This window comes from Tildeniella sp., from assembly GCF_059505325.1.
This window is the reverse complement of record NZ_JCACKI010000066.1, coordinates 55,358-75,257: the sequence shown is the minus strand read 5'-3', so window position 1 is coordinate 75,257 and position 19,900 is coordinate 55,358. Positions and strand designations below refer to the sequence as shown.

Annotated in this window: 28 protein-coding genes; 14 read left to right on the top strand and 14 right to left on the bottom strand. The window is 48.0% G+C overall.

Annotated elements, in window-relative coordinates; genetic code table 11:
• The first annotated feature begins 124 nt into the window (after nt 1-124).
• On the top strand, nt 125-772 hold the full coding sequence (locus AC5JO6_RS23420; RefSeq protein ID WP_496083448.1) for a hypothetical protein: 648 nt from the start codon (nt 125-127) through the stop codon (nt 770-772).
• Between the two features lie 34 nt (nt 773-806).
• On the opposite strand, the gene AC5JO6_RS23415 is transcribed toward AC5JO6_RS23420, so the two are convergent.
• Both AC5JO6_RS23415 and AC5JO6_RS23410 read right to left on the bottom strand, forming a co-directional pair.
• Complete coding sequence (locus tag AC5JO6_RS23415) at nt 807-1,760, bottom strand: HNH endonuclease (protein ID WP_496083447.1); 954 nt, start codon at nt 1,758-1,760, stop codon at nt 807-809.
• A 74-nt stretch (nt 1,761-1,834) separates the two neighbouring features.
• Complete coding sequence (locus AC5JO6_RS23410; RefSeq protein ID WP_496083446.1) at nt 1,835-2,107, bottom strand: hypothetical protein; 273 nt, start codon at nt 2,105-2,107, stop codon at nt 1,835-1,837.
• 203 nt (nt 2,108-2,310) lie between these two features.
• On the opposite strand from AC5JO6_RS23410, the gene AC5JO6_RS23405 reads away from it, so the two are divergent.
• The 6 genes from AC5JO6_RS23405 (at nt 2,311) to AC5JO6_RS23380 (ending at nt 8,313) form a co-directional block, all read left to right on the top strand.
• A complete protein-coding gene (locus tag AC5JO6_RS23405; protein ID WP_496083445.1) occupies nt 2,311-2,541 on the top strand; it encodes a hypothetical protein in 231 nt (76 codons plus the stop codon).
• A gap of 71 nt (nt 2,542-2,612) precedes the next feature.
• The gene (locus AC5JO6_RS23400; protein ID WP_496083444.1) at nt 2,613-2,897 is read left to right on the top strand and encodes a hypothetical protein; all 285 of its coding nucleotides are present in this window, start codon (nt 2,613-2,615) and stop codon (nt 2,895-2,897) included.
• Nucleotides 2,884-3,378, top strand: a complete 495-nt coding sequence (locus AC5JO6_RS23395; protein ID WP_496083443.1) for a hypothetical protein — start codon at nt 2,884-2,886, stop codon at nt 3,376-3,378. The genes AC5JO6_RS23400 and AC5JO6_RS23395 overlap by 14 nt, the downstream gene beginning before the upstream one ends.
• Before the next feature lie 192 nt (nt 3,379-3,570).
• Complete coding sequence (locus AC5JO6_RS23390) at nt 3,571-4,035, top strand: hypothetical protein (protein ID WP_496083442.1); 465 nt, start codon at nt 3,571-3,573, stop codon at nt 4,033-4,035.
• Nucleotides 4,035-7,748, top strand: a complete 3,714-nt coding sequence (locus AC5JO6_RS23385) for a hypothetical protein (protein WP_496083441.1) — start codon at nt 4,035-4,037, stop codon at nt 7,746-7,748. The genes AC5JO6_RS23390 and AC5JO6_RS23385 overlap by 1 nt, the downstream gene beginning before the upstream one ends.
• A 31-nt stretch (nt 7,749-7,779) precedes the next feature.
• Entirely contained in the window at nt 7,780-8,313 is a 534-nt protein-coding gene (locus AC5JO6_RS23380; RefSeq protein ID WP_496083440.1) for a type IV pilin-like G/H family protein, read from the top strand.
• A 78-nt stretch (nt 8,314-8,391) separates the two neighbouring features.
• Here the strand turns inward: AC5JO6_RS23380 and AC5JO6_RS23375 are convergent, their stop codons facing one another.
• The 3 genes from AC5JO6_RS23375 to AC5JO6_RS23365 all read right to left on the bottom strand — a co-directional run bounded on the left by AC5JO6_RS23375 (nt 8,392) and on the right by AC5JO6_RS23365 (nt 9,764).
• Entirely contained in the window at nt 8,392-9,156 is a 765-nt protein-coding gene (locus tag AC5JO6_RS23375; protein ID WP_496083439.1) for a hypothetical protein, read from the bottom strand.
• Complete coding sequence (locus tag AC5JO6_RS23370; RefSeq protein WP_496083438.1) at nt 9,143-9,427, bottom strand: hypothetical protein; 285 nt, start codon at nt 9,425-9,427, stop codon at nt 9,143-9,145. Before AC5JO6_RS23370 ends, AC5JO6_RS23375 begins: the two co-directional genes overlap by 14 nt.
• A 73-nt stretch (nt 9,428-9,500) precedes the next feature.
• Nucleotides 9,501-9,764, bottom strand: coding sequence for a hypothetical protein (locus tag AC5JO6_RS23365; protein ID WP_496083437.1), 264 nt, complete (start codon nt 9,762-9,764; stop codon nt 9,501-9,503).
• A 173-nt stretch (nt 9,765-9,937) separates the two neighbouring features.
• Between AC5JO6_RS23365 and AC5JO6_RS23360 the strand changes: the two genes are divergently transcribed.
• The 3 genes from AC5JO6_RS23360 to AC5JO6_RS23350 are packed head-to-tail and all read left to right on the top strand — an operon-like array spanning nt 9,938 to nt 11,258.
• Complete coding sequence (locus tag AC5JO6_RS23360; protein ID WP_496083436.1) at nt 9,938-10,159, top strand: helix-turn-helix domain-containing protein; 222 nt, start codon at nt 9,938-9,940, stop codon at nt 10,157-10,159.
• Entirely contained in the window at nt 10,152-11,036 is an 885-nt protein-coding gene (locus AC5JO6_RS23355; RefSeq protein ID WP_496083435.1) for a BRO family protein, read from the top strand. Before AC5JO6_RS23360 ends, AC5JO6_RS23355 begins: the two co-directional genes overlap by 8 nt.
• Before the next feature lie 3 nt (nt 11,037-11,039).
• Nucleotides 11,040-11,258, top strand: a complete 219-nt coding sequence (locus AC5JO6_RS23350; protein ID WP_496083434.1) for a hypothetical protein — start codon at nt 11,040-11,042, stop codon at nt 11,256-11,258.
• 18 nt (nt 11,259-11,276) lie between these two features.
• Here the strand turns inward: AC5JO6_RS23350 and AC5JO6_RS23345 are convergent, their stop codons facing one another.
• Complete coding sequence (locus AC5JO6_RS23345; protein ID WP_496083433.1) at nt 11,277-11,516, bottom strand: hypothetical protein; 240 nt, start codon at nt 11,514-11,516, stop codon at nt 11,277-11,279.
• 93 nt (nt 11,517-11,609) lie between these two features.
• Between AC5JO6_RS23345 and AC5JO6_RS23340 the strand changes: the two genes are divergently transcribed.
• The gene (locus tag AC5JO6_RS23340) at nt 11,610-13,013 is read left to right on the top strand and encodes a hypothetical protein (protein WP_496083432.1); all 1,404 of its coding nucleotides are present in this window, start codon (nt 11,610-11,612) and stop codon (nt 13,011-13,013) included.
• A 62-nt stretch (nt 13,014-13,075) separates the two neighbouring features.
• Here the strand turns inward: AC5JO6_RS23340 and AC5JO6_RS23335 are convergent, their stop codons facing one another.
• A complete protein-coding gene (locus AC5JO6_RS23335) occupies nt 13,076-13,882 on the bottom strand; it encodes a hypothetical protein (RefSeq protein ID WP_496083431.1) in 807 nt (268 codons plus the stop codon).
• 124 nt (nt 13,883-14,006) lie between these two features.
• Here AC5JO6_RS23335 and AC5JO6_RS23330 point away from each other — a divergent pair, with 124 nt between their 5' ends.
• Genes AC5JO6_RS23330 through AC5JO6_RS23320 form a run of 3 tightly spaced genes read left to right on the top strand, consistent with a single transcriptional unit; the run spans nt 14,007 to nt 16,408 of the window.
• Nucleotides 14,007-14,657, top strand: coding sequence for a hypothetical protein (locus tag AC5JO6_RS23330; RefSeq protein ID WP_496083430.1), 651 nt, complete (start codon nt 14,007-14,009; stop codon nt 14,655-14,657).
• Nucleotides 14,657-16,120 carry a hypothetical protein gene (locus AC5JO6_RS23325; protein ID WP_496083429.1) on the top strand — a complete coding sequence of 488 codons (1,464 nt, stop codon included), beginning with the start codon at nt 14,657-14,659 and terminating at the stop codon, nt 16,118-16,120. Before AC5JO6_RS23330 ends, AC5JO6_RS23325 begins: the two co-directional genes overlap by 1 nt.
• 6 nt (nt 16,121-16,126) lie before the next feature.
• Nucleotides 16,127-16,408 (top strand): hypothetical protein, encoded by a 282-nt coding sequence (locus AC5JO6_RS23320; protein WP_496083428.1) that lies wholly within the window; start codon nt 16,127-16,129, stop codon nt 16,406-16,408.
• On the opposite strand, the gene AC5JO6_RS23315 is transcribed toward AC5JO6_RS23320, so the two are convergent.
• The 7 genes from AC5JO6_RS23315 to AC5JO6_RS23285 form a co-directional block, all read right to left on the bottom strand.
• Nucleotides 16,389-16,619 carry a hypothetical protein gene (locus AC5JO6_RS23315; RefSeq protein ID WP_496083427.1) on the bottom strand — a complete coding sequence of 77 codons (231 nt, stop codon included), beginning with the start codon at nt 16,617-16,619 and terminating at the stop codon, nt 16,389-16,391. The two genes, AC5JO6_RS23320 and AC5JO6_RS23315, sit on opposite strands and share 20 nt — an antisense overlap.
• Nucleotides 16,620-16,810: 191 nt before the next feature.
• Complete coding sequence (locus AC5JO6_RS23310) at nt 16,811-18,010, bottom strand: RNA-guided endonuclease InsQ/TnpB family protein (RefSeq protein ID WP_496083426.1); 1,200 nt, start codon at nt 18,008-18,010, stop codon at nt 16,811-16,813.
• Between the two features lie 131 nt (nt 18,011-18,141).
• Nucleotides 18,142-18,507 carry a hypothetical protein gene (locus AC5JO6_RS23305; RefSeq protein ID WP_496083425.1) on the bottom strand — a complete coding sequence of 122 codons (366 nt, stop codon included), beginning with the start codon at nt 18,505-18,507 and terminating at the stop codon, nt 18,142-18,144.
• 9 nt (nt 18,508-18,516) lie between these two features.
• Nucleotides 18,517-18,882, bottom strand: coding sequence for a hypothetical protein (locus tag AC5JO6_RS23300; protein WP_496083424.1), 366 nt, complete (start codon nt 18,880-18,882; stop codon nt 18,517-18,519).
• Nucleotides 18,875-19,081, bottom strand: coding sequence for a hypothetical protein (locus tag AC5JO6_RS23295; RefSeq protein ID WP_496083423.1), 207 nt, complete (start codon nt 19,079-19,081; stop codon nt 18,875-18,877). Before AC5JO6_RS23295 ends, AC5JO6_RS23300 begins: the two co-directional genes overlap by 8 nt.
• Nucleotides 19,078-19,476 carry a hypothetical protein gene (locus AC5JO6_RS23290; RefSeq protein ID WP_496083422.1) on the bottom strand — a complete coding sequence of 133 codons (399 nt, stop codon included), beginning with the start codon at nt 19,474-19,476 and terminating at the stop codon, nt 19,078-19,080. Before AC5JO6_RS23290 ends, AC5JO6_RS23295 begins: the two co-directional genes overlap by 4 nt.
• The gene (locus AC5JO6_RS23285; RefSeq protein ID WP_496083421.1) at nt 19,476-19,841 is read right to left on the bottom strand and encodes a hypothetical protein; all 366 of its coding nucleotides are present in this window, start codon (nt 19,839-19,841) and stop codon (nt 19,476-19,478) included. The genes AC5JO6_RS23290 and AC5JO6_RS23285 overlap by 1 nt, the downstream gene beginning before the upstream one ends.
• Between the last annotated feature and the right edge of the window lie 59 nt (nt 19,842-19,900).

Below are 19,900 nucleotides of genomic sequence, written 5' to 3'. Positions count from 1 at the left end.
TACTTCCAGAGGTTAGCGGCATTGTTGTTAACCTCTAATGCTACCTTTGCAAAATCTTTATTGTCCTCGTGCGGATTTTCTCTAAGGTAGAGGAATGGTTTAAACATCCTCCACAAACTTAGTTATGACCCCACAGGAAGTGCTAACTGCTGCCAGACAAGGCAACCCGCAAGCTATAGCAGCATTGATTAACCGATCGCTCAAGCCCCAACAACTCGTCGCTAAAGTTAGACTTGCCGATGGCTATTTGCACGTCATGGTTGAAGGAGCGACGGTGCCTGAGCAGAGAGCGATCGTCCCTTTTATTGTCAAAGGAGTGCAAGGGTTAGGAGTAGCAAACGTAAGTAGTCTTGTTGTCTACGGCAAGCTAACGGGTGAGGATGTGCCAGCGTGGAGCGATCGGGTGGAGTTAGCGCGGATACAAGTCTCAGAAGTGAGCCAGCTAAAGGTTTTCAGGGTCAAGCAGAGCGATAAAGAAATAGAAGTGCCTGACATTGAAACGCTGCGACAATGGCTTAGGGATGGCAGTGTTAAGCCAAGCGACTATATTTATAACCCAACCCTTGATCAATGGATGTATGTCAAAGACTTGGCAGAACTTAGTTCAGACCTCAAAAAACAGGGATCCACCCAACAGGCAGATCAGTACAACCGGATGGGATTTATCTTTGGTGGGCTTGGCGTTTTAATGCTTCTTGTGTTCCCTCCAGCAGGAATAATTCTAATCATTTTAGGGGTTGTCTTTGCGGCAATGTACTACACCAAGAAATAGCGCTAGAGAAATCATCTACCATGCTATTTACAAGTCACAACAAAGGCAGTACCAAGTAGTTGCTATCCGTCTTTCCTAGCACTTTTAGAATTTTAGCCCACCGCTTTTTCTGAGAAAACGACTGACTAAAATACCATTCTTTTGGGTCTTTATCCTGCTTGCTGCTGTTGCACGACCAGCAACAAGGGAGTAAATTGCTTAAAACATCAGATCCGCCCTTGCTGACTGGTATGAAGTGATCCATAGTTTTGGCTCCGCCCGATTGACAATAAGCGCATAAATTGCCGAACTCTTGACGAAGCGACAATAGTTGTTCAGGGATGTATTTGGCGCTATGGTTGCCCTTCTTGACCGCCTCTCTCTTTCTTTCAAGTTGCCTTCGTACCAGTCTTCCCCTTTCTGTCTGCCGATAAGCTTTATTTCTAGCTAGACAAGTCTCTCTGTGCTTGGAATACCTTTCCCGGTCTTTTTCTTTATACTTCTGTGGATTCAGCTTTCGATCCAGTTTTTTCTGATCTAAAACATGCTGCCTATTTGCTCTATGCCAAGCTTTTTTATAGGCGTTGTTTCTGTCAGCGTTTCGATGATGATACGCTCTGCTGTATTCATTTATTCTGTCTTTGTTCAATGCGTAATATCGACGCATGTATTCAAGCTTTCTTTCTCTATTTTTTCTCCTGTATTCAATGCTTCTAGCTGTAATTTTATCTTTGTTCGCTAAACGATACTCTTTTTGTTGAGCCTTTATCCTCTCTAGGTTCTTGTCAATGTATTGCTTATTGTAAGCCTTCCTGCTATCAATGTTTTCTCTGTGGTATTCAGACTTTTTGGCTAGGATGCGTTCTTTGTTGCGCTGGTGATAAGCTTTCTTGCACTCAACGCAGCCACGATCTTTTGTGTAACGCAACGATCGCGGTTCACCTTGCCAAAAATGATTGTGAGGGCATAGATCTCCCACAAAGAATTTAGCCGTGTCAAAGTCAGTCATTTTACCGCTGGTTGAATTTTATTAATCTATTAGTCTTTATTTTTGGTTTAACACCCTAAATACTAGGGTGTTTATTAGCCAACTTTGACCTCTTCCTGACCAGTGACAATCTCTTCCCGATTGTTCCACTTAATTACTTGCTCACCGTCGAGCGCTTTAACCAACGCCTCAATAACTTCAGTGCTTGAGCGGTTAGGATTTTCTAGCGCTCTTTTAACAGTCCCCTCATAGCGCTTTACAGAGTCTGCCGTAGTAGGCTCACCACGGACACGGCAATATTCTTGAGTGAGACGATACCGCGTCCACCCTAATTGCTTTAGTCGATCCTGAAGGATCTCTTTTCGCATGAAAATGACTCTCATCTTTCTACACACCTCCAGTTAACAGGTTGATACAAAGGTTTTGAACCCTTATGTAATTAAGCATATACCCATTTATAAATAGTTGACTATCTGCATAGAAATAGATATAGTGGACAAAGGAAAGGCGGCTCACCGACCAAAGTTAACCGCCCTCCCACTCAGTCCACTTATTAGCAGACTTCATTATTATGCCTCAAGCAATCACCCCTTCCAAGACCGTAGAAACCGCAACCATTCTCTACGGCTCCTCTGATCCGAGTCTTAATCTTGCTCTTGTCCGTGCCCGTCAGATATCGCCTGATGAAATGGAAAGTGCTGGCTTTCGCGATGGGTTTAACAACCTGGGTTTACGTGGTTCGCTTTACAGCAACGCTGACTACATGAATGGCTGGCGCAGAGGTCACGCTGCACGGTTCTAATCCTCTACCTGCTGCAACAGGGGCACCTAGCCCCTTCCTTACCCACTGCACTTTTAGAAGGACTTAGAACGATGCACTTACTTTACGAAGACTTATCCGAAATCACCCGCTTTGGTTTCAACCTGACGCAACGCCTGCTCTATAGCCACGCTGAGACTTATCAGGATTGGCTAATCGTCCCTACCGTCACGCCTGATGGTCGTTTCGCTTTTGTGGTGTTCGATCCCGATGGCGATCGGCACGAGGATATGTACGGCGAAACGTACTGCTCTGCTGAAGCTGCCTTAGTAATGGCGCAACACTGGGTCAACGTCCATTTGGCTGATTTAGAGGAGATGGTACGTGAATCAGACTAACCTTTACCAATTCCCACAACCCAAATACGAAGAAGGGCAGCACATCCAATCATCATCGGGTGAGTGTGGCATCATTGCCGCTTTCACCTACACAACTAAAACGGATGATTGTCGGCTTGATCCAGGCTTCAATTACCACATTGATTTCTACAAGCCGCATCAGATCAGCGATGTGCTGCACGAGAGCAGAGTTTTCCCATTGGATAAAGGAGGTGTCATGGAGCGCTTGATTATTGCCATCCCTACTTCTGTGCCTACCCCTAAATTCCAATTGTTTGAGGAGGCATATTATGGCAAGTACAAGGGTACGATCGTGGGGATGGCGTATGAAAATCCCTATGAATCACTACGGCAGGACTCACAGACCGGATGGCGCTATGACTTAAGCTTTTCCTTCGGATGCACACCGTTGGAAGCTGTTTCTGTCAGTGAAGATGACACGCTGATTTTTGAGGATTCGCTGAGTCGGTGCGGCTGCTAGGATTGGTTTTGTTGAGAAGCCTTTAGCCCGTAGATCAATGATCTACGGGCATTTTGCTAATCGTAAGCAGAGCAAGCAGTTTCAGGATCGAAGGGCATAATAGACTCATACTGAGTTTTGTTCCAAACTGCCTGTTAACGCGAATATCTAATGGCGATCAATTACATATCATTTAGTATTGCAGGCATCACCATGCCAATTTACGCCGGATCTGGGGAAGTTATTTTTGCGAAACAGGACAGCTTCCCACGGGTGAGGGCAGAAGCGCCGGGGATTGAACGCAGTGCCTACAATACCCCTGTGAAATATGGCGGTTTCCTGCCAGAACCTCATGTGTGGACGTTGAAAGTATTAGCACCGATCGCGCTTCAGCCCGTTGTGCAAGCAATGTATGACATTCACAACGATTTGTTTGTGAAAAAACAGGCAGCACAAATCAGGCTCATTGATGCGTATCAAAGCTTTAATGAACTGGGCACCCGTACCCGTGCTGTAGCGCCGTCTCCCTTTAATACTGTGACCACAAATACTTATGGACTAACTGAGTATTTCGCACAGTTTGATGTGTGGTTCTCTAAGCAACCTACTTTTGCACAGGAAGGTGGGAAAGTCATCATTGACTTAGCGTTTGAAGAGTATAAGGTCGTGCCTGCGTAATGGTAAACGCTACTGCTGTTAAAACTAGAATCTTAGTAGGACCGGATGAGATCCTGTTTGATGAAGCCTTTGTCACCTTAGCAGCAGGCTTTGACAAGCGCGATCGCGGTGGCTTAGCCAAAATCAGCGGCACATTAGTATTGACAGCATTAGACAACAATGTAGCGCTGCTTAACCCCAGGCTTAACTATGACATTGGGGGCGGCATCATTCCCCGTGCTTTATGGAGTCGCGGGCAGTTTTTTCGTGTACAGGTCTTAAATAGCAGCGGGGCATGGATTGACCATCGCTTCAGTGAACTCTTCATCCTTAAGGAGCCTTTACCGCCAAAATCACCGCAACCCCAAGATGCACGCATTACGCTAGAAGTTGGTTGCTGGTTGAAGCTAAAAGATTATGCAGCACCCAACCCTAACCCTTTGCTAGCGTGTGACCCTGAAGATCCAACTCTCAGCAATGTTGGCATTGTGCAAAGCCCTGGTGAAGTAGTCCGTAAGCTACTAGTAAAAGCAGGCGTACAGGGCACATGGGAAGGCTCAATCGAAAACTATCCTTTCTATTACCCTGTTTCTAATGACAGTGGCAGCTATTTAGCGGTTGCAGGAGAGGTTGCCTATGCCCGGTTTTACTCGCTGGTGCAGAAGCGATCGCCTGCTGGCAATCTCACCGCTGTAGACTATCGTGCTGATGTCAATGCTACGCCGTTGCTAACAGTGACGATCGGAGAAGACGAGGCTGAGTATATGCCTGTCGCTGGGCAAGAAACGCCATGCGAAGAAATTCGCGTGCAAGGCTCAACCTACGACATCACGGATACCTGGCAAGACACAACCGTTTGCAAAATCACTTATGCCCCTGGCTCTAATCTTGTCACTCGGATTACCTGCACTAGAGACGCACAGGACGCAACGCAAATCCTGCATGAAGTCGAGGAACTTGAGCCTCGTGGCTTATTAGCACCTGACGATTCGCCAGGTGATGATTCGCTCATCTTCAGTCGCCGCACGACTAATATCAAGACTTACGAGGTTAATGTCTGCGGCAATGGGAAGTTGCTGCAAGACGAGACAACGATCGTGCGTCCGTTTCGAGTAGCAGCCAGCGAATTTTGGAGTGGCTTAAGCACTGCTCAGAAGGCAAATTACGCGGCTTTTAGTCCGTCGATCGATACTCGCACGATCACCTACTACCACTACACGCCCAAAGAAGTAGTAGACGAGATTGAAAGCCGCACTAGCCGCATGCTGGCAAGCGTTCTGCCTGACGTGAATCCATTGACAGCAGGCGTGATTTTCCAAGTCCCTGCTGCGAGTGAAATCCAGACGTACCGCGAAATCAGACCGGGGCAATGGGAGTACACACAAGCGCCAGCCGCACCGCTGATTGATGTCTTTCCTGATGCTGTGCCTGATACGGCAACGGTCAGCGAGAAAATCAGACTCACTACAACCAATCCAATTTCTACGGTGAGCGGCAGTGGGCAAAACAACCCTCCTGCTGCTGAACGGCGACCACAGCGCTACGGACGCAATGAACGACAGCTAGACGGCGTGGCGTTATTTGGCAGCTTTGCAGGTTCCAATCAGCAAGACCGTCGCCGCTTTATCTCAATCCCCTGGATGATCAGCAATGAGCAAGCAAGCGCGATCGCTCAAGAAATAGGTGAGGATCTCGTCGGACGCAGACAAGGAGCGCAAATCCTGCTAGGGCTGACTGACGAATGGTTGACCAATGAAAACCCTTACCCGGTCATCCACGTCAGAGAACCGCGCTTTGTGTTTAGCAGTGGTGTTTGGTCAAAGGTGTATGACACGATTGTTTATCAAGTTGACGGGCTGAGCTTCTCGCACGATCGCACTCGCGCCACTGTGGGGTGTGAGTTAATCTGGCTGGCAACCATCCCCGCTAACGCTACTGTGCCAGTGCTGCCCTATGTGCCTACAGTGATGCGATCAGGTGTAGCGCCAGTCCTGCAACTCAGTAGTATCTCTGGCTCGTTCGGTTCGTTGATCAGTCGTTCTGGTGTGGCACCGATCATTCGCTTGTTTGCCCCTAGTGGCAAAGCTGCTACAACAATTACGCGATCGGGCGTAGCTCCTGTACTCAGGCTTTCTGCCTTGAGTGGTTCAGGTGTCGGAGTGATTGGCGGCAGCTCTCTGGCTACAGGCGCGATCGGTGCCTGGAAGCTTGACAACAGCCTCAATGATGCAATTAGTACGAATAATTGGATCTGTCGCTACTTTGATCAAAATGCTGGCAGCCTACAAACAGCAACACCTACCTATGTCACTGGCTATAACGGTCAAGCCTTTACCAGTAGCGACACTGCTGGTTCTGGTGTCTATGGTTCTTTCCTGCAAATCAGCATTGCTACTGGCACAGCGCTGCGGATTGACGACAAATCGTTTACGCAAGCCTTTGTTTTCAGACCGCAAAGCTCTAGCTACACTTATATTCCGTTGTGCTACTACAACACAAGCTCTGGTGCCACTCAAATGCAGGTTGTCTTTAATGGCACTAAAATCACCTTCCAGTATGCGTCTACGACTGGCAACGGAGACGTAGCGCTATTTGATTCGGCTCAAGATGTGGGGCTAGAGACAAGCGAATCGTACAGCATCAACAAAACCTACCTCGTAGTAATTTGGAATAATCCTACAGGCACCGCAGGGTTAGCTGTCCGAAACTTAACTGATAGTGTTAATTTCACAACCGTTACAGCAACAGGTAAGCCGCTGATTGTACGGACAGGTGGCAGTAATCGTTTCTTACTGAATCAGCCCAACTCAGGTTTCTTCGCTGGCACATGGATTGACTGCGTAACGATGTGGAACCGCGTTCTGAGTAGCGCCGAAATCACTAGCCTAGTCTCTAATCCTCAATATCCTTTTGACGCTTTGCCCGTGGTTCGTTCCGGTGTGGCACCTGTACTCAGGTTGAGTGCGTTGAGTGGTAGCCGGAATGCATCTGTAGCGCGATCGGGTGTGGCACCTGTGCTCAGGTTAAATGCTACCCCCGCAACCCTAGCTGCTAGTGTTCCTTCTGCTGGTTCTCCTTCTGCTTATTGGAACCTCACAAGTAATGGCAATGCGGTTGTGGGTACACCTAACCTTGATGCTGGTGCAGGCGCAACTTTTACAAGTGGCGATTATGTCACTCTAAGCGGGGGTTCTAACTCTACTTTGACCGGGGCTGATACTGCCGACATATCCGTAGGCAATGCTGCTTTTACTTGGTGTACATGGGCTTATTTAAATTCAACTACTGCTTACTTCATTCTTCAAAAGGGTTTTGTGCCGGGTACGAATTATTCAAATGCTATTTTTGAATACGTCTTGTACTTCGACGGGTCACGGTTTGTTTATGTTTTGTATAACATTGCAACGGGTGCGCCTACTTCGCAAACAGTTTTGGCTAGTAATTTTAGTGGAGCTACCTCTAGCACGTTCTATTTTCTCACCATTTACTACAAGCCTGGTTCCCCAAACGAAATTGGCATTAGCGTGAATGCAGGCGCATTCAATAAGGCAACTACCACCATACAGCACGGCGACACGGCACAGAATCTAACGCTGGGGTATCGCTCTGAAGACGGCGCTAACTTATGGGGCAGGATGCGCTACACGGGTTTCTTCAAAGACCTGCCAACTTCTGAGGGTGGCAACGTTGACCTCTCGTACTACTACAACAGTGGTGCAGGTCGTGCCTTGTAAATGTTCTACTCAATCCAATCTGGAGTTCCTTGTGCAACCAATTCAATTCAAGCTCATCAACGCTATCAAAAAGTCAGACGACGGCTTCACTTTGATTGAACTGCTAGTTGTTATCATCATCATCGGCATTCTCTCCGCGATCGCCCTGCCATCTTTCCTGAACCAGGCAAACAAAGCGAAAGAGTCTGAAGCTAAGACTTATGCAGGTTCTATGAACCGTGCTCAACAGGCTCACTTTCTGGAAAACAACGCTTTCTCTAGTGATGTTTCGTTATTGGGCTTAGGCATCAAAACCGAGACGACTAACTACACTTACGCGATCCAAGATGCCTCTGAATCCGCTGTCGCTAATGTTGCCTACCCCCTTTTCACCACTACACTAAGGGCGTATACAGGTGGTGTCGGCATCGGCTTCACGACTGGCACGACAGAAGGGGAAGCTACCACTCTAGCCGTGCTCTGTCAGTCAGTAAAACCTGCTAGCGGTAACCCAGCAGCAGTAACTTTCGTCGCTAATGTTGGTCCGTCTTGCGCTGAGCCGGATTTTGCGGATTTGGGTAAATAAGGTTTCTATCTCCATAAAAGGTGCAAGCCCGGTAGACGTGAATCTACCGGGCTTTTATTTGCCAAATGATGGCGCTATCTAACAGCTACAACGGCTTAGCGAGTCTTCATAGATCAGAGTGTCATCTTCACTGACAGATACAGCTTCTAGCGGAGTCCGATTGAGCGAATAGCTTAAGTCGTAACGCCAACCGGGTTCCGAGTTATGCCGCAGCGCTTCAAACGGATTTTCATAAGCCATCGCTACAATCACCCCTTTGTGCTTGCCGTAGAAAGCCTCCTCAAAGAGTTGAAACTTAGGCACTGGTACAGATTCAGGTACGGCAATGATCAAACGCTCCATCGCGCCTCTCTCATCTAGTGGAAAGAGCTTGCTTTCGTGCGACACATCGCTCATCTGAATAGGCTTATAAAAATCAATGCGGTAATTGAAACCAGGCTCAAGGCGACAATCTTCTGTGTCGGTCGTGTAGGTAAAGGCAGACACCACGCCGCAATTGCCTCCTGGGGTCTGGACATGTTGACCTTCCTCAAACTTAGGTTGTGGAAACTTGTACTGACGCGATGTAGCAGTAGATTGGCTCATAGCAATGTCTCCAATGATTTCAATATCGTTCTCTGGTACGTCATCAACAAAGACACGCGGCTTGTAAAACTGCACGTGGTAGGTGAAGCCGGATTCGTAATGATGCCGATCGGCTTCGTAATCGGTATAGGTCAGCGCAATGATTACGCCCTGTTCGATCACCAGTTCTTTTGTGTCATCAGTGCGCCACTCAGTCTGGATATGCTGACCCGCTTTGTACTTCGGTTGCGGAAACTGGTAGGGGTTAGTCTGATTCACGTAACGACTCCTCTAACTCCGCCAGTTGCAGGTTGATGTAGTGCTCACCCATCTCTAGGGCAGCAGTAAGCGAAACGTAGTTTTCGCCATACGGATCAGTCCAATCCATGCCATCGGGGTCAAAGACACGGAAGGCAAAACGCCCTTCTGGTGTGGCTGTCGGTATGATCAGCCAATCCTTGTATGGTTGAGAATGAGCGTAGAGCAGTCGCTGAGTGAAGTTAAAGGCACGGCGCGTAATCGGCAAAACATCTTTATAGGTCAGGTGCATGGTTCTATTCCTCTAAAAGTGCAGTGAGTAAAGGAGGGGTGAGGAGGCTCACCCGTGCAGCAAGTAGAGGATGTTAGAAGCCAGGTTCTGAGAGGGTTTCCCAAATCTCGTAACCCATCAAGCCGTTGATCACTTTCTGATGAGCAATCTCGCGGATCACATCGGTGAAGCGATCGGTCTTGGTCGTGATGGTCAGGGTGCGCTCATCCTCAGTGCGTCGGTTGATAAGGGTGACAATGTGACGGACTTGCGGAGGAGTAGCGATCGGGCGTGGAGCGGACAAAGGAAGGCTGGTAAAGCGCTTAGCAGGAGAGACTTGAGCGGTTGCGGGTGTCATAATGAGCAGGAGTCCTTGTGTATGGATTCAGAGAGCCGTTGCTTTTTCTTCGCGGGAGGGGCAGCGGTTTCTCTATGCCTTATTATTACTAATTAGTTAGTACCTGTCAACTGCTTGGTACTTTAACAACGTACCATTTACATGTGATACACTAGCCGTAGTAATCTATTGGTATGAATATGAAGCAACTACGCCTCAGATCTGGTAAAAGGGCTGAAGAGGTCGCCGCAGAGCTAGGAGTGGCGATGTCTACTGTCCGAAACTGGGAGCAGCTTAAGACTGTGCCTAGAATGACTCCTGTGCATATGCAGCAGGTAATGGCTGTATACGGGTGTACTTTTGATGAGCTTGTTCAGGCTGAAATAGAAAGACAGGGGAGGCGGGCTAATGCCTAACCTTTCTCGTGCAGCCTCTAATCTCTTTGACTCAATCTGCCGTATTGACGAAGCAGGTAATGAGTATTGGTCTGGTCGTGAATTGATGCCGTTGCTTGGCTATTCCGAATGGAAGCATTTCAGCCCTGTGATTAGCCGTGCAAAGCTTGCCTGTGAAAACACTGGAAACCCAGTCATAGAGCACTTTAGCCGCGATACCGGAAAAAACCCTTTAGGGGGTAGACCGATGGAAGATTACAAACTTTCGCGACTTGGTGCTTACTTAGTTGCGATGAACGGAGATCCACGCAAGCCGGAAATTGCCTCCGCTCAGTCGTATTTCGCTGTGAAAACTAGGGAAGCAGAAGTAGTCGTTCCCGCTCAAAATGAAAGACTGAGAGAATTAGAACTAGAGTTAGAGCTTGAAAAATTGAAACGCGATCGTGAGACGACGTTTTTTGCTGTCACTGCGACGATGGGGGAGGAAACTGGGCGACGTGTGATGGCAGAAGCTAGAGGCGAACAGCTAATTCAGTTAGCACCACCAGCTCCAGAAACCGTTTTCATTGAGCAGGGTACCGATTTAGTAGTTGGCAAGACAGCTAAAGGTCGATCGCTGACATCTCTCTTAAAGGATGCTGGTCTAAATCCAAGCTCAAAGAAAGACATGAGCAAAGCTAAAGAGCGGCTCAAAGCGATCGGCATTGACTACGAGACTGGAGACGGGCTGGAAGAGGCTGCTTATTTGCGTCAGCACTACGTCATTGCAGAGTCAAGGTATGCTGAAGCTCGTCGCATTTTGACCCAAGACAATGCTGCTGCCAACCTGTTTGTTTGGGGAATGCAGCAAAAAGCCTTGAATGGGCAGGTAAGACAAGCACGGCAATTAGAGGGTTAAGCCATGACTGATGAGCTTTTAGAGCGCCTTCAGAAGTTATCCGATCGTATTCGTGAGATGACTGCTGAAAAACAGGCGAAGAACGCAAAAGTTCGGGCAGACCTTGCCTTTCTTAAGCAATGGTGTGCAGAGCGAGGGCTTGATCCTTGGGAAGGTAGCCCCTGGGAAGGAAAGAACAGCCCGCATAACACTCATGGCGCGGCGGTCGAAGAGGTTGATTAAAGCCTTAAACCCCTAACATTATTTGTTGAGCTGCGCTACCAGCACAGCAACGCTATCAGCTAATGACCGGATCGTATCAGCTTGTTTATCCGCTGTCTCCGACTGTTTTTGAACAAGCGTTTTCAGCTCCGTAAAACCCGTTTCAACGGTCTGCGCCAAATGGTCAACAGTGCTTGAGAGATGGGTCATCGTCTCGGTCAGGTGCCCGATCTGCTCAGTCAAGATGTCTAACTTCTCATTATTTCCGTTGACAGTCATTGTTCTCGCTCCAAGTTTGAAGCGATCGCCCACCTTCCAAAGTAGCGATCGCCTGTTCAGTTGCACCCAAATCACTTATCTAGAGGTAACCTCATGACATTTTCGCACAACTCCACAAACAACGGCTCTAACAACGGCGCTACTCTCCCCAGTACTTTTGACGCTTTCTTTCGACAGCCCCAAGCAGGGGACTTCATTAAGCAAGTGGAAGATGGTATTGAATATTACACAGAGCAGACAACCGGGCGATCGGGTATGAGCCACAGTGGATTAGGACGCATGGCAGGAGTAGCTCATCCGTCCATCATCTATTGGGAACGCAAGATTAGTACTTCTGACCCTGTAAACAACTCCCTTCCAGAAGTCTTCAAATCATTTGCAGGCAAGGCTTTGAAGCTTGTAAACAACTCTGATCCACAAGGCTCTGAAATCTTGCCCGATGATTTCTGTGCAGCGGTTATAGTTTACTACGCTTCTTTTGCTAGTCCCAAGGATCAAACTCAAGCAGCCAAGCTTGCTTTGATGATTTGCACAGGCATTGGACTGAGGACGCACATTCAAGCTAAAACAGGCTGGCGTGAATCGGGTTTGCCAGTGGATAAGGTTGTCTCAACACAGCCTGAACCAATTTCTACTTCTGCCCCTGAAATCTCAGACGATCGCATTCTTGAAGTGATGTCTGCGATCAAGCCTCACCCATTCACCAAATGGCATGGCGATCTGATTGCAACCAATGAAGGCGTAGCTGAGTGGTTAGAAGTGACGAGTAGCAAAGTAGCAGGTTTTCGGCATCGACACCGTGAAGCGCTAATCAAGGATGGGGTGATCACACGTCCCGTTAAAGTAGGCTTGCGGAAGAAGTTAAACCTGGCGGTGCCAACCAGTAGTGCTGTCATTTGGACACCACAAGCGTTCTTAAAATTGGTGCAGATGGTGAGAGGCTCTGAACCAGCCGCAAAGTTTTGCCAAGTGCTAGGTTTGCCATCTAAATCAAAACTACAGGAGACGATCGAGGTCAAAGCAGAGCCAGTTAAGGCTTCGCATAGGCAATCAACCAAAGCAAAAACAGAGCCGACGAAGTTAGTGCGGCACAAGTCAGAGTCTCAGGCGAAACTAGCGTTGCTGAAAGAAGGCTTTGAGCTATTGGAGCAGATTGGTGTTGCTGATGACCAAGACAGACTGCTGCTCAAGAACGAGGTGATGCATTTGCTGATGTCCGATCGCTCATCAACACAAAGTAAGTCAGCAGCGCCAAGCGAAAGAGTAGAGGAATCGGTTTATTTCATCAGCGATCGGTGTGTAGAACTGGGCTATCAACCCGATACCTATACTTTGCTGGAAATTGCCCGTAAAGCTTCCAGGAATTATGCGCTTCGGCATGGGGTCAATCCAGCCAAGGTAACTCAATCAACAAACGGTACGACCAGCAAGGTCAATGTCTACAGTAGTGCCGACTTAGACATATTGGATGAGGCGATTAAGGCTGTGATGGGTTGAGTTGAGATCGAAAATCAGCAAAAAGGGGCGAGCGACAACCCATCACTCGCCCCTTTTGTGGGTTAAGGTTTCACTTTTGGCTTTGGAGGATCGAGTTCTGTTCTATACTTCAGTTCGCCGGAAGCGCCTTTCACCAGTTCATTCAGCGCGCCAGTTTTAGCCAGAAATTTGCGGCATTCATTTGATAAAACTTCTTTGTCAACGTCATTGAAGTTTGCTAATTTCTGTTCGTTGATGCAATACAGTCTTTCCTTATATTCTCGGTTTGTCTTTTCTTCGTTTTCTGCAATTTTGCTGGTCGCATTTTCCAGGCTAGCAATCAACCTGTCGGCAGCATCATATTCTTTTCTTTTTGCTATTGTCTCTTCACGAACTGCGGCAAGATTGTCAGAAAGAGTCTGAGCAGTTAAATCAACTGTTATGCCTAGAGTCCATTGTTTAGCAACAAGGTCGAGCTTGGAAAAGCTTAGACTGCCATAAGGATCTATTTCAATCGTATAAAAGTCGGCTGCGGGTATTGGTTGCATTGCGAAACTGAAGACGCAAGCCCCAGAACTGCTAATTTTTTGGACTTCGCCATTGCTTAATGCTCCGGCAGCAATTAAATTGCCAGCTCCATTTTTTAATCTTATTTGCTTCCCGATCGCGGCACCGTTGGAAACGCTTGCTGAACTACCATCGCACTGCTGAACTGCTGGTGCATCTTTAACATGCCTAAGTCGCCATGCTGAGTCAGATTTTGATTCAAAAAGTACAGCAATCTCTCCTTTTAAGGCTTGAGGTGTTGACGACTGAGGCTGTGGAATAGATTTGCAGCCAACCAAAAGCACCAGTCCAACCGTGCCAGCGAGAACTTCTTGGAGTGTCATTGTTTTCGCTTTAGCCTAGCCACTGCAAGAGGCGATCGGCAAGGATCAACTGTACTAGCGCTCTAACAATGAAGCGAAACACTTGACAAGTGGCATCATATAAGCATCGTCACTGCTTCTTCTCATGCCCTCTGTTATCCCAAATCGCTTGTCGTTGGACTTTCTGACTGCCTACCTACCGGGCTCAACCACGATCGACGCTCATCTGTTGACCGCAGCGCCTGCCGAATCTGCCACCACAGGAGCCGATCTTACCGTTGCCAGTGGTGGTAATGTTAGCCGTCAAAACTTTACACTTAGTTCACCGTCTGCCGATGGTTCAGGTGCCAAAACAGTCCCCAGTGTCACGTCTCTAACCTGGACGGGACTTTATGCAGGGGCTGCTACTGCCATCACTCACATTGGGTTTACCAAGCGGATCGGTGGTAGTTATGCGTCATCTGACCCCATCATTGACGCGATCGAGCTTACGACTGACACAACGATCGCCTCTACCACTACCGTCTCTGCCTCACCCAACATCAGCACGACCAATAGCTTCTCAGCTTTAAGTGTCGGGCAGACCATCACGGGTACTGGCATCCCATCGGAGACGACGATTCTGGCGATTCCGACCAGTACAACGATCGTGCTTTCTAAACGGGCTACGGCTTCAGGTACGGTCACGGTCACGGTCAAAACGCCTAATTCCTACACACCACCGACCGCTTCCGGTGGTGCTGATTTCGCGTTTACTTTCCCTGCCTACCTGCTAAAAATTGACGATTATTTGTAATGCCTGATGATGTTACTGACAACCTGCGGAGCCTTCTAAATACTAAGCGGGGCGATTACAATAAGCAGGTTTTAGCCAAGCATAACGACCCTACTCAGTCGCAAAGTTTTGTCACTGCCTGGTCAGACGATCGCGTGGTGGTGCGCGGTCACAATGGCACTGTTACAACCAAAAATGCGATCACCAATGGCGCGATCGGGCTGGGCGATCCGGTGACTGTGCGCGGCAATACTGCTAATGAGATGCCAGTGAGAAGGCGGCAAGCGGTGGCAGAAGAAAAGACAGCAGTTAAGACAAAGATTGGGTACGTGTTTAGCAAGACTGTGACAGGGAGTACGGCGATCGTCTGTGCTTCACCAGTGTCAGGCGGCGGCAATGTGGGCGGAACCGCTTTCGGTTCAGTCTATGTATCTTATACGGAGACAAATAGTGCAGGATTCAGCTTTACTAGTCCGCGATCGTTTCTTGGTGGTGCAAGTGTTCAACCTTTTTTAACTAGTCAAAGTCTCAATGAAGACACATTTGTGTTCATTACTGGTTATGGGTCTATACGCCAAGTTACTGTAACAAATCAGCAAACTTTGCAATATGGCGGCGGCTCTTTTTTGTTAAACCTGCGTCTTGACAGAACTTATCCAGATCATCCTGAGCTGGATAACTGGTCGCAAAGAGTTGGTGCTTTCGACGTTGTTTTGCCACCGCCTGACTCTACGCCGAATCCTACGAGCAGCTTTGAGTTTTGGTACAACGGCGGTAAAGCAACAGTACCGATCAGGCTGAAGAAGTTTGCCTCTAACCAGCCTCTTGATGCAAAGCCCTACATCATTCACAAATCAGCCTCCCTCAGTTACGTGGTGCTGAAATACGGCGGCGCTGGCAATGATGGCGGGTCTGCTGACGATTGGTGCAAAATGAGCCTCTTTGAAATCGTTGGCACTTCTGACTTAACAAGTAGTGAGACTATCTACAGTTGGACTCAGGCAGTTTCACTGGAGACGTTTTTACAAGAAACGCAGAATCTGTTTTACGCGATCGCTGCCTCCAAAACCAAAACAGAGGAGCTTGACCTTGCCGCCCTCGTGATGGCAGGCAAGCTGAACGTTAAACTCCAATGCTTCACCCATCGCAATTTGACTAACTTGAAGCTCACAAAAGGGCTGTACTTGATCGACCCCATCACAGGGGAAGATTCGCCGCTTGATGATTTGGTTGGCGAAGCAGTTTACACCTATGGCGCGATCGCCTCTAACCTCGTCAGCCTCGAAGACATCCAAATAAACTTGCGATACTTTGACCTCAAGACTAATCCTAACTACACTGGTTCGGCTGAAAATTGCACGACCAACCCTGCCTATAAACTGATCGAGAAAAAAGTTAAACGGGTTAAGCGAGTGAAGGTCAAAGGGTTAGGCAGTGCTGACAATACGATTAAAATTTTGACGTTTAACGCAGGGCAAATTTAATTAACAATGTCTGACGTTACTGCTAACCTACGCAATCAGTTAGATCTTGCCCGCAGTCGCTACAACGATCGCGCCAATGCCGTCCCACAGCCACCCACAACAGGTACAGTAGTTGGCGTGGCAGGCGAACTATATCAGGTACGTGCAAACGATGGCAGTGGCAGAATATATACCTGCCGTAGCATCTCGACTGGTGCCATAGAAATCGATGCGAATGGGCAGGGGAAGCCTGTAGCGCTAAATACTACTGATCAGGGTACGCCGACGATCAGTGTAATGCCGAATTAGCCGCTTCTATCAGTGCTACTGCTGCGGTTACGGCTTCGTCGATCGTTCTGCCAGTACCTAGCCGCTCAAGCTCGCCTTCTAATGCAGCGTATATCTCATACGTCGAAAAGTAGTCGTATGAAAATACACCAGCGTACCAAACGGCATCATCTTCATCGTCTGGCACGATCGTCAGACGGTATTTAGCAATTAGATCGATAGTTTCAGTCATCTATAACCTTCTCAATGCTATCAGGGTCTTTGTCGTAATCGTAGGGATCAAGATTTGGCACTTCCAAACCAGCGATCGTATGCAATCTTTCGACAAAGCTTCTAACCGTCCATAGTTTACTTACATTTGCGAACAAACTGAAATTTACTTGCTTCAACCGTAGGTGACGGCACTTCTACGTCCACAAGCCTTCACGAACTGAGACTCAGCCCGATGCGCTCTATATTCAGAGACGCATTTAGATCACGGTCAATTGATTCATCACACTCAGGACAGTAGAAAATTCTGTCTGAGAGTTTGAGCGTTTCATGCTTCCAACCACACTTGTGATGTAGTTTACTAGAAGGCTCCCAGCGTCCGATTACAGACAGTCGAGAACCGTAAAGCTTGCACTTATAAGCCAGTTGCCTACGGAACTCGTAAAAGCCCAGCATGGCTACAGCACCCGCCAGCCTGCCAAACTTCAGCATCCCCGATACGTTCAGATTTTCAATGCAGACGACCTGAAAAGTTTTGGCTAGATAGGTTGTCAGCTTATTTAAGAAGTCCTTGCGAGCGCAAAACAAACGGTAGTGAAGTCGAGCGACTTTAGCTTGAAAGTCTTTATAACCTTGAGAGCCAATGACTTTATGACGGTTGACATATTGCAACTTCGCAATCTTCACTTTGAGCCGCTTGTACAACGCAGGCACGTCGAACACTTGACCGTTAGACAAGGTAGCAAAATGCTTCACGCCAAGGTCAACACCTACAGATAGATTGGTTTTTTCTGTCTGGGTTGGCTCAACTTCTAGATTGAAACTAACAAACCACTTATCGGACTGACGACTAATCGTGACACTCTTTGGCTTGAACGATTGCGGCAAGTTTTCAAACGTCCGCAACACTCCAATTACGGGCAGTTGAAGATGATTAACGCCTAAAATTTTGATCGTACCATCTAATCTAAATGCATCACGCTGTCCTTTTTTCTTGAATTTTGGCGGCTTAGAGATTTTCTTAAAGCACCGATCCCACCCATCACGCAACGCTTTCAGCGCGTATTGACCAGCGCATTTAGACACTTCGTATATCCAAGGATTGGCAGATTTGATAGATGCAACGTACCACTTGTGTAAGTCAATTGCTGTCGGGAACTTGATCTTATCTTCTGGGTGTGTAGTATTCCAATCAAGCACCTGTTTGGTTAAAGCAAGACCCTGGTTGTAAGCGTGACGAGCAGTGCCAGCATGTTTCGCCAACACTATGCGCTGCTCGTTGTTTAACCTGAGTTCCGTCTTGAAACCTAGGAGCATGATAAGCTGTGAGTAACTACTACTCACATTATAGCAAATGACAAAGCGAAAAGGTGTCAGGTTGAACGCAGATATTTTGGTTGGTGAGATGGACATTTTGGAAGTCTACTCAGATCAGGTGGCGCGGTCAAAAACGGAATTGATTCGGGAGTGGGTGAGAGGACTGGAAGATTCACTCACTCCCGAAAGCAAGCAATTGTTGGCGAATAGGAGGGAAGAGCACGCTCTTAGCTAACTTTTTTGCCTCTAAGAACATTCAACGGTGATTCAAACAACTCACGATCGGCTTTGAATATTGCCAATCGCTCTAACAACTCATCCCCGGTCATCTGCGGCAAGGTTAAGCAGTCCCAGCTTGAAACCCATACCTTCGTCTGGCTGTAGATCAACACAGCCATTTTTGTTGCTCGGCGCATACGCCTGAAAATGTTCATGCCTAATGCAGCGGGCATCACGATCGCTACGCCATCCATCGCAAAACCTAAGTACCAGTAATTTGAGTTAACTACTTGCGGGGCTTGCCAGAATAGCGCGATCGAGCAAGCGCCAACCATGCAACCAGAAATCAACCATCGTCTCAATGTTTTATTCATTTTGGAGCCTTAGCTGTCCCAATCAGGGCAAACATCACCTTGCCAGCCTTTCGGATGCACCGCGCAGATCAACTGCGTGCCCCGATGCACTTCCCCGTGGTAAAAACGGCAGCCAACACAGGTCGATCGGCGTGGTGGTGTGAGCGTTTGGATGACATCATCCCAATCGATCGATGTGAAGTGGGGTGTGGTTTCTAGTTGCCCGTCAGCATCCAAATAAATAAAATCAGCCCGAAGACGATCGCGTATCCCTTGCCATGTCAAACCACGAATCATTTTAAGCCTGATTAGCGCTGCGACTGCATCTTCAGTTGATAGCCCAAAAAGATTACGCGCAAGGTCGATCGACTCAATCACAAAACGATCACTATCCATTGCTCACCTTCCTGTTCCTCAAAGCTTGCGCGATCGTACCTGCCAACCGCTTGTCCTTCGGGTCCACAAAATACTCGATATTGCTTTCCACAAAGACAGCGCAATACTCCAGAGTGCTGTCGATAGTGCTCAGAGCCTGCGCGATCGCATCTGTCGTAGCCCTATCCTTAATTGCGTCTAGGTTGCGATCGTCGTTCATAGCTTGAACACCATGCCGCGACAGAACAATTTCTCGTCCTCGTAAATATCAAATGGTTCGCCACCTTCAGTGTCAATCAGCCATGAAGCATCTAGCCCTTCTGGTTCCCATGTTGCTGTAACTTTGCGAACGCCTGTCAGGGATGCAGTAGGATACTTCGCCAAGAAAGCTAACTCATCCTTAGAAGTGACGATCGCCCCGTTTACTATTGCTACTTCAGCGCCATCGTAAGCCCCTACCTCATCATCGATCGCGCCTCTAAATTCAACATTGTCGTCGGAGTAGCCAAACGCTACAACCAAGCTATGCTCTTTGGCGATCGCTTCTTCCTCTTTAGTAATCTCATCGCCCATCTGCCGACCGTCTAACAATGCTGCTAGTGTCTTAGCGTCCATCAGCCCTCCCTCCTGTATAGGTGCTTATCTTCTGCCTCTTTCAATTCTTGCAGGCGACGTTTCACAGCTTTACGATTGAAATGGATTGCCCGAAGTGCGCGATGCTCCGAAAGCTGATTTCGCAATGCGCCCTGCGCTTCCAAATACTTCTGATGCATCATGTCGAGCTTATCCTTAATCTCTTCATCCGTCATGAAGTCGGAATCAGCACTAGAGCGATCGACCAGCGCTTTATGCGCCCGCCGACATTGAGCACCGATATGAAACATGGCAGCAGCGATCGCTTCTAGCCATTCAGCAGGCGCATTCACTTCTTCTGCTTTAACTCTGCCACCGACGACAACGGGCTTAGATCTACTTTGCATGGGGCAACCTGGAACACATAACAATTTTATAGAAAAGGGAGAGGCTGAGAACCCGCAAA

Excerpts from the sequence above, each read along its gene's own strand:
- AC5JO6_RS23420 (WP_496083448.1), top strand. The coding sequence starts at position 125 with ATGACCCCACAGGAAGTGCTAACTGCTGCCAGACAAGGCAACCCGCAA.
- AC5JO6_RS23415 (WP_496083447.1), bottom strand. The coding sequence starts at position 1,760 with ATGACTGACTTTGACACGGCTAAATTCTTTGTGGGAGATCTATGCCCT.
- AC5JO6_RS23410 (WP_496083446.1), bottom strand. The coding sequence starts at position 2,107 with ATGCGAAAAGAGATCCTTCAGGATCGACTAAAGCAATTAGGGTGGACG.
- AC5JO6_RS23405 (WP_496083445.1), top strand. The coding sequence starts at position 2,311 with ATGCCTCAAGCAATCACCCCTTCCAAGACCGTAGAAACCGCAACCATT.
- AC5JO6_RS23400 (WP_496083444.1), top strand. The coding sequence starts at position 2,613 with ATGCACTTACTTTACGAAGACTTATCCGAAATCACCCGCTTTGGTTTC.
- AC5JO6_RS23390 (WP_496083442.1), top strand. The coding sequence starts at position 3,571 with ATGCCAATTTACGCCGGATCTGGGGAAGTTATTTTTGCGAAACAGGAC.
- AC5JO6_RS23385 (WP_496083441.1), top strand. The coding sequence starts at position 4,035 with ATGGTAAACGCTACTGCTGTTAAAACTAGAATCTTAGTAGGACCGGAT.
- AC5JO6_RS23370 (WP_496083438.1), bottom strand. The coding sequence starts at position 9,427 with ATGCACCTGACCTATAAAGATGTTTTGCCGATTACGCGCCGTGCCTTT.
- AC5JO6_RS23365 (WP_496083437.1), bottom strand. The coding sequence starts at position 9,764 with ATGACACCCGCAACCGCTCAAGTCTCTCCTGCTAAGCGCTTTACCAGC.
- AC5JO6_RS23360 (WP_496083436.1), top strand. The coding sequence starts at position 9,938 with ATGAATATGAAGCAACTACGCCTCAGATCTGGTAAAAGGGCTGAAGAG.
- AC5JO6_RS23355 (WP_496083435.1), top strand. The coding sequence starts at position 10,152 with ATGCCTAACCTTTCTCGTGCAGCCTCTAATCTCTTTGACTCAATCTGC.
- AC5JO6_RS23350 (WP_496083434.1), top strand. The coding sequence starts at position 11,040 with ATGACTGATGAGCTTTTAGAGCGCCTTCAGAAGTTATCCGATCGTATT.
- AC5JO6_RS23345 (WP_496083433.1), bottom strand. The coding sequence starts at position 11,516 with ATGACTGTCAACGGAAATAATGAGAAGTTAGACATCTTGACTGAGCAG.
- AC5JO6_RS23340 (WP_496083432.1), top strand. The coding sequence starts at position 11,610 with ATGACATTTTCGCACAACTCCACAAACAACGGCTCTAACAACGGCGCT.
- AC5JO6_RS23335 (WP_496083431.1), bottom strand. The coding sequence starts at position 13,882 with ATGACACTCCAAGAAGTTCTCGCTGGCACGGTTGGACTGGTGCTTTTG.
- AC5JO6_RS23330 (WP_496083430.1), top strand. The coding sequence starts at position 14,007 with ATGCCCTCTGTTATCCCAAATCGCTTGTCGTTGGACTTTCTGACTGCC.
- AC5JO6_RS23325 (WP_496083429.1), top strand. The coding sequence starts at position 14,657 with ATGCCTGATGATGTTACTGACAACCTGCGGAGCCTTCTAAATACTAAG.
- AC5JO6_RS23320 (WP_496083428.1), top strand. The coding sequence starts at position 16,127 with ATGTCTGACGTTACTGCTAACCTACGCAATCAGTTAGATCTTGCCCGC.
- AC5JO6_RS23315 (WP_496083427.1), bottom strand. The coding sequence starts at position 16,619 with ATGACTGAAACTATCGATCTAATTGCTAAATACCGTCTGACGATCGTG.
- AC5JO6_RS23310 (WP_496083426.1), bottom strand. The coding sequence starts at position 18,010 with ATGTCCATCTCACCAACCAAAATATCTGCGTTCAACCTGACACCTTTT.
- AC5JO6_RS23305 (WP_496083425.1), bottom strand. The coding sequence starts at position 18,507 with ATGAATAAAACATTGAGACGATGGTTGATTTCTGGTTGCATGGTTGGC.
- AC5JO6_RS23300 (WP_496083424.1), bottom strand. The coding sequence starts at position 18,882 with ATGGATAGTGATCGTTTTGTGATTGAGTCGATCGACCTTGCGCGTAAT.
- AC5JO6_RS23295 (WP_496083423.1), bottom strand. The coding sequence starts at position 19,081 with ATGAACGACGATCGCAACCTAGACGCAATTAAGGATAGGGCTACGACA.
- AC5JO6_RS23290 (WP_496083422.1), bottom strand. The coding sequence starts at position 19,476 with ATGGACGCTAAGACACTAGCAGCATTGTTAGACGGTCGGCAGATGGGC.
- AC5JO6_RS23285 (WP_496083421.1), bottom strand. The coding sequence starts at position 19,841 with ATGCAAAGTAGATCTAAGCCCGTTGTCGTCGGTGGCAGAGTTAAAGCA.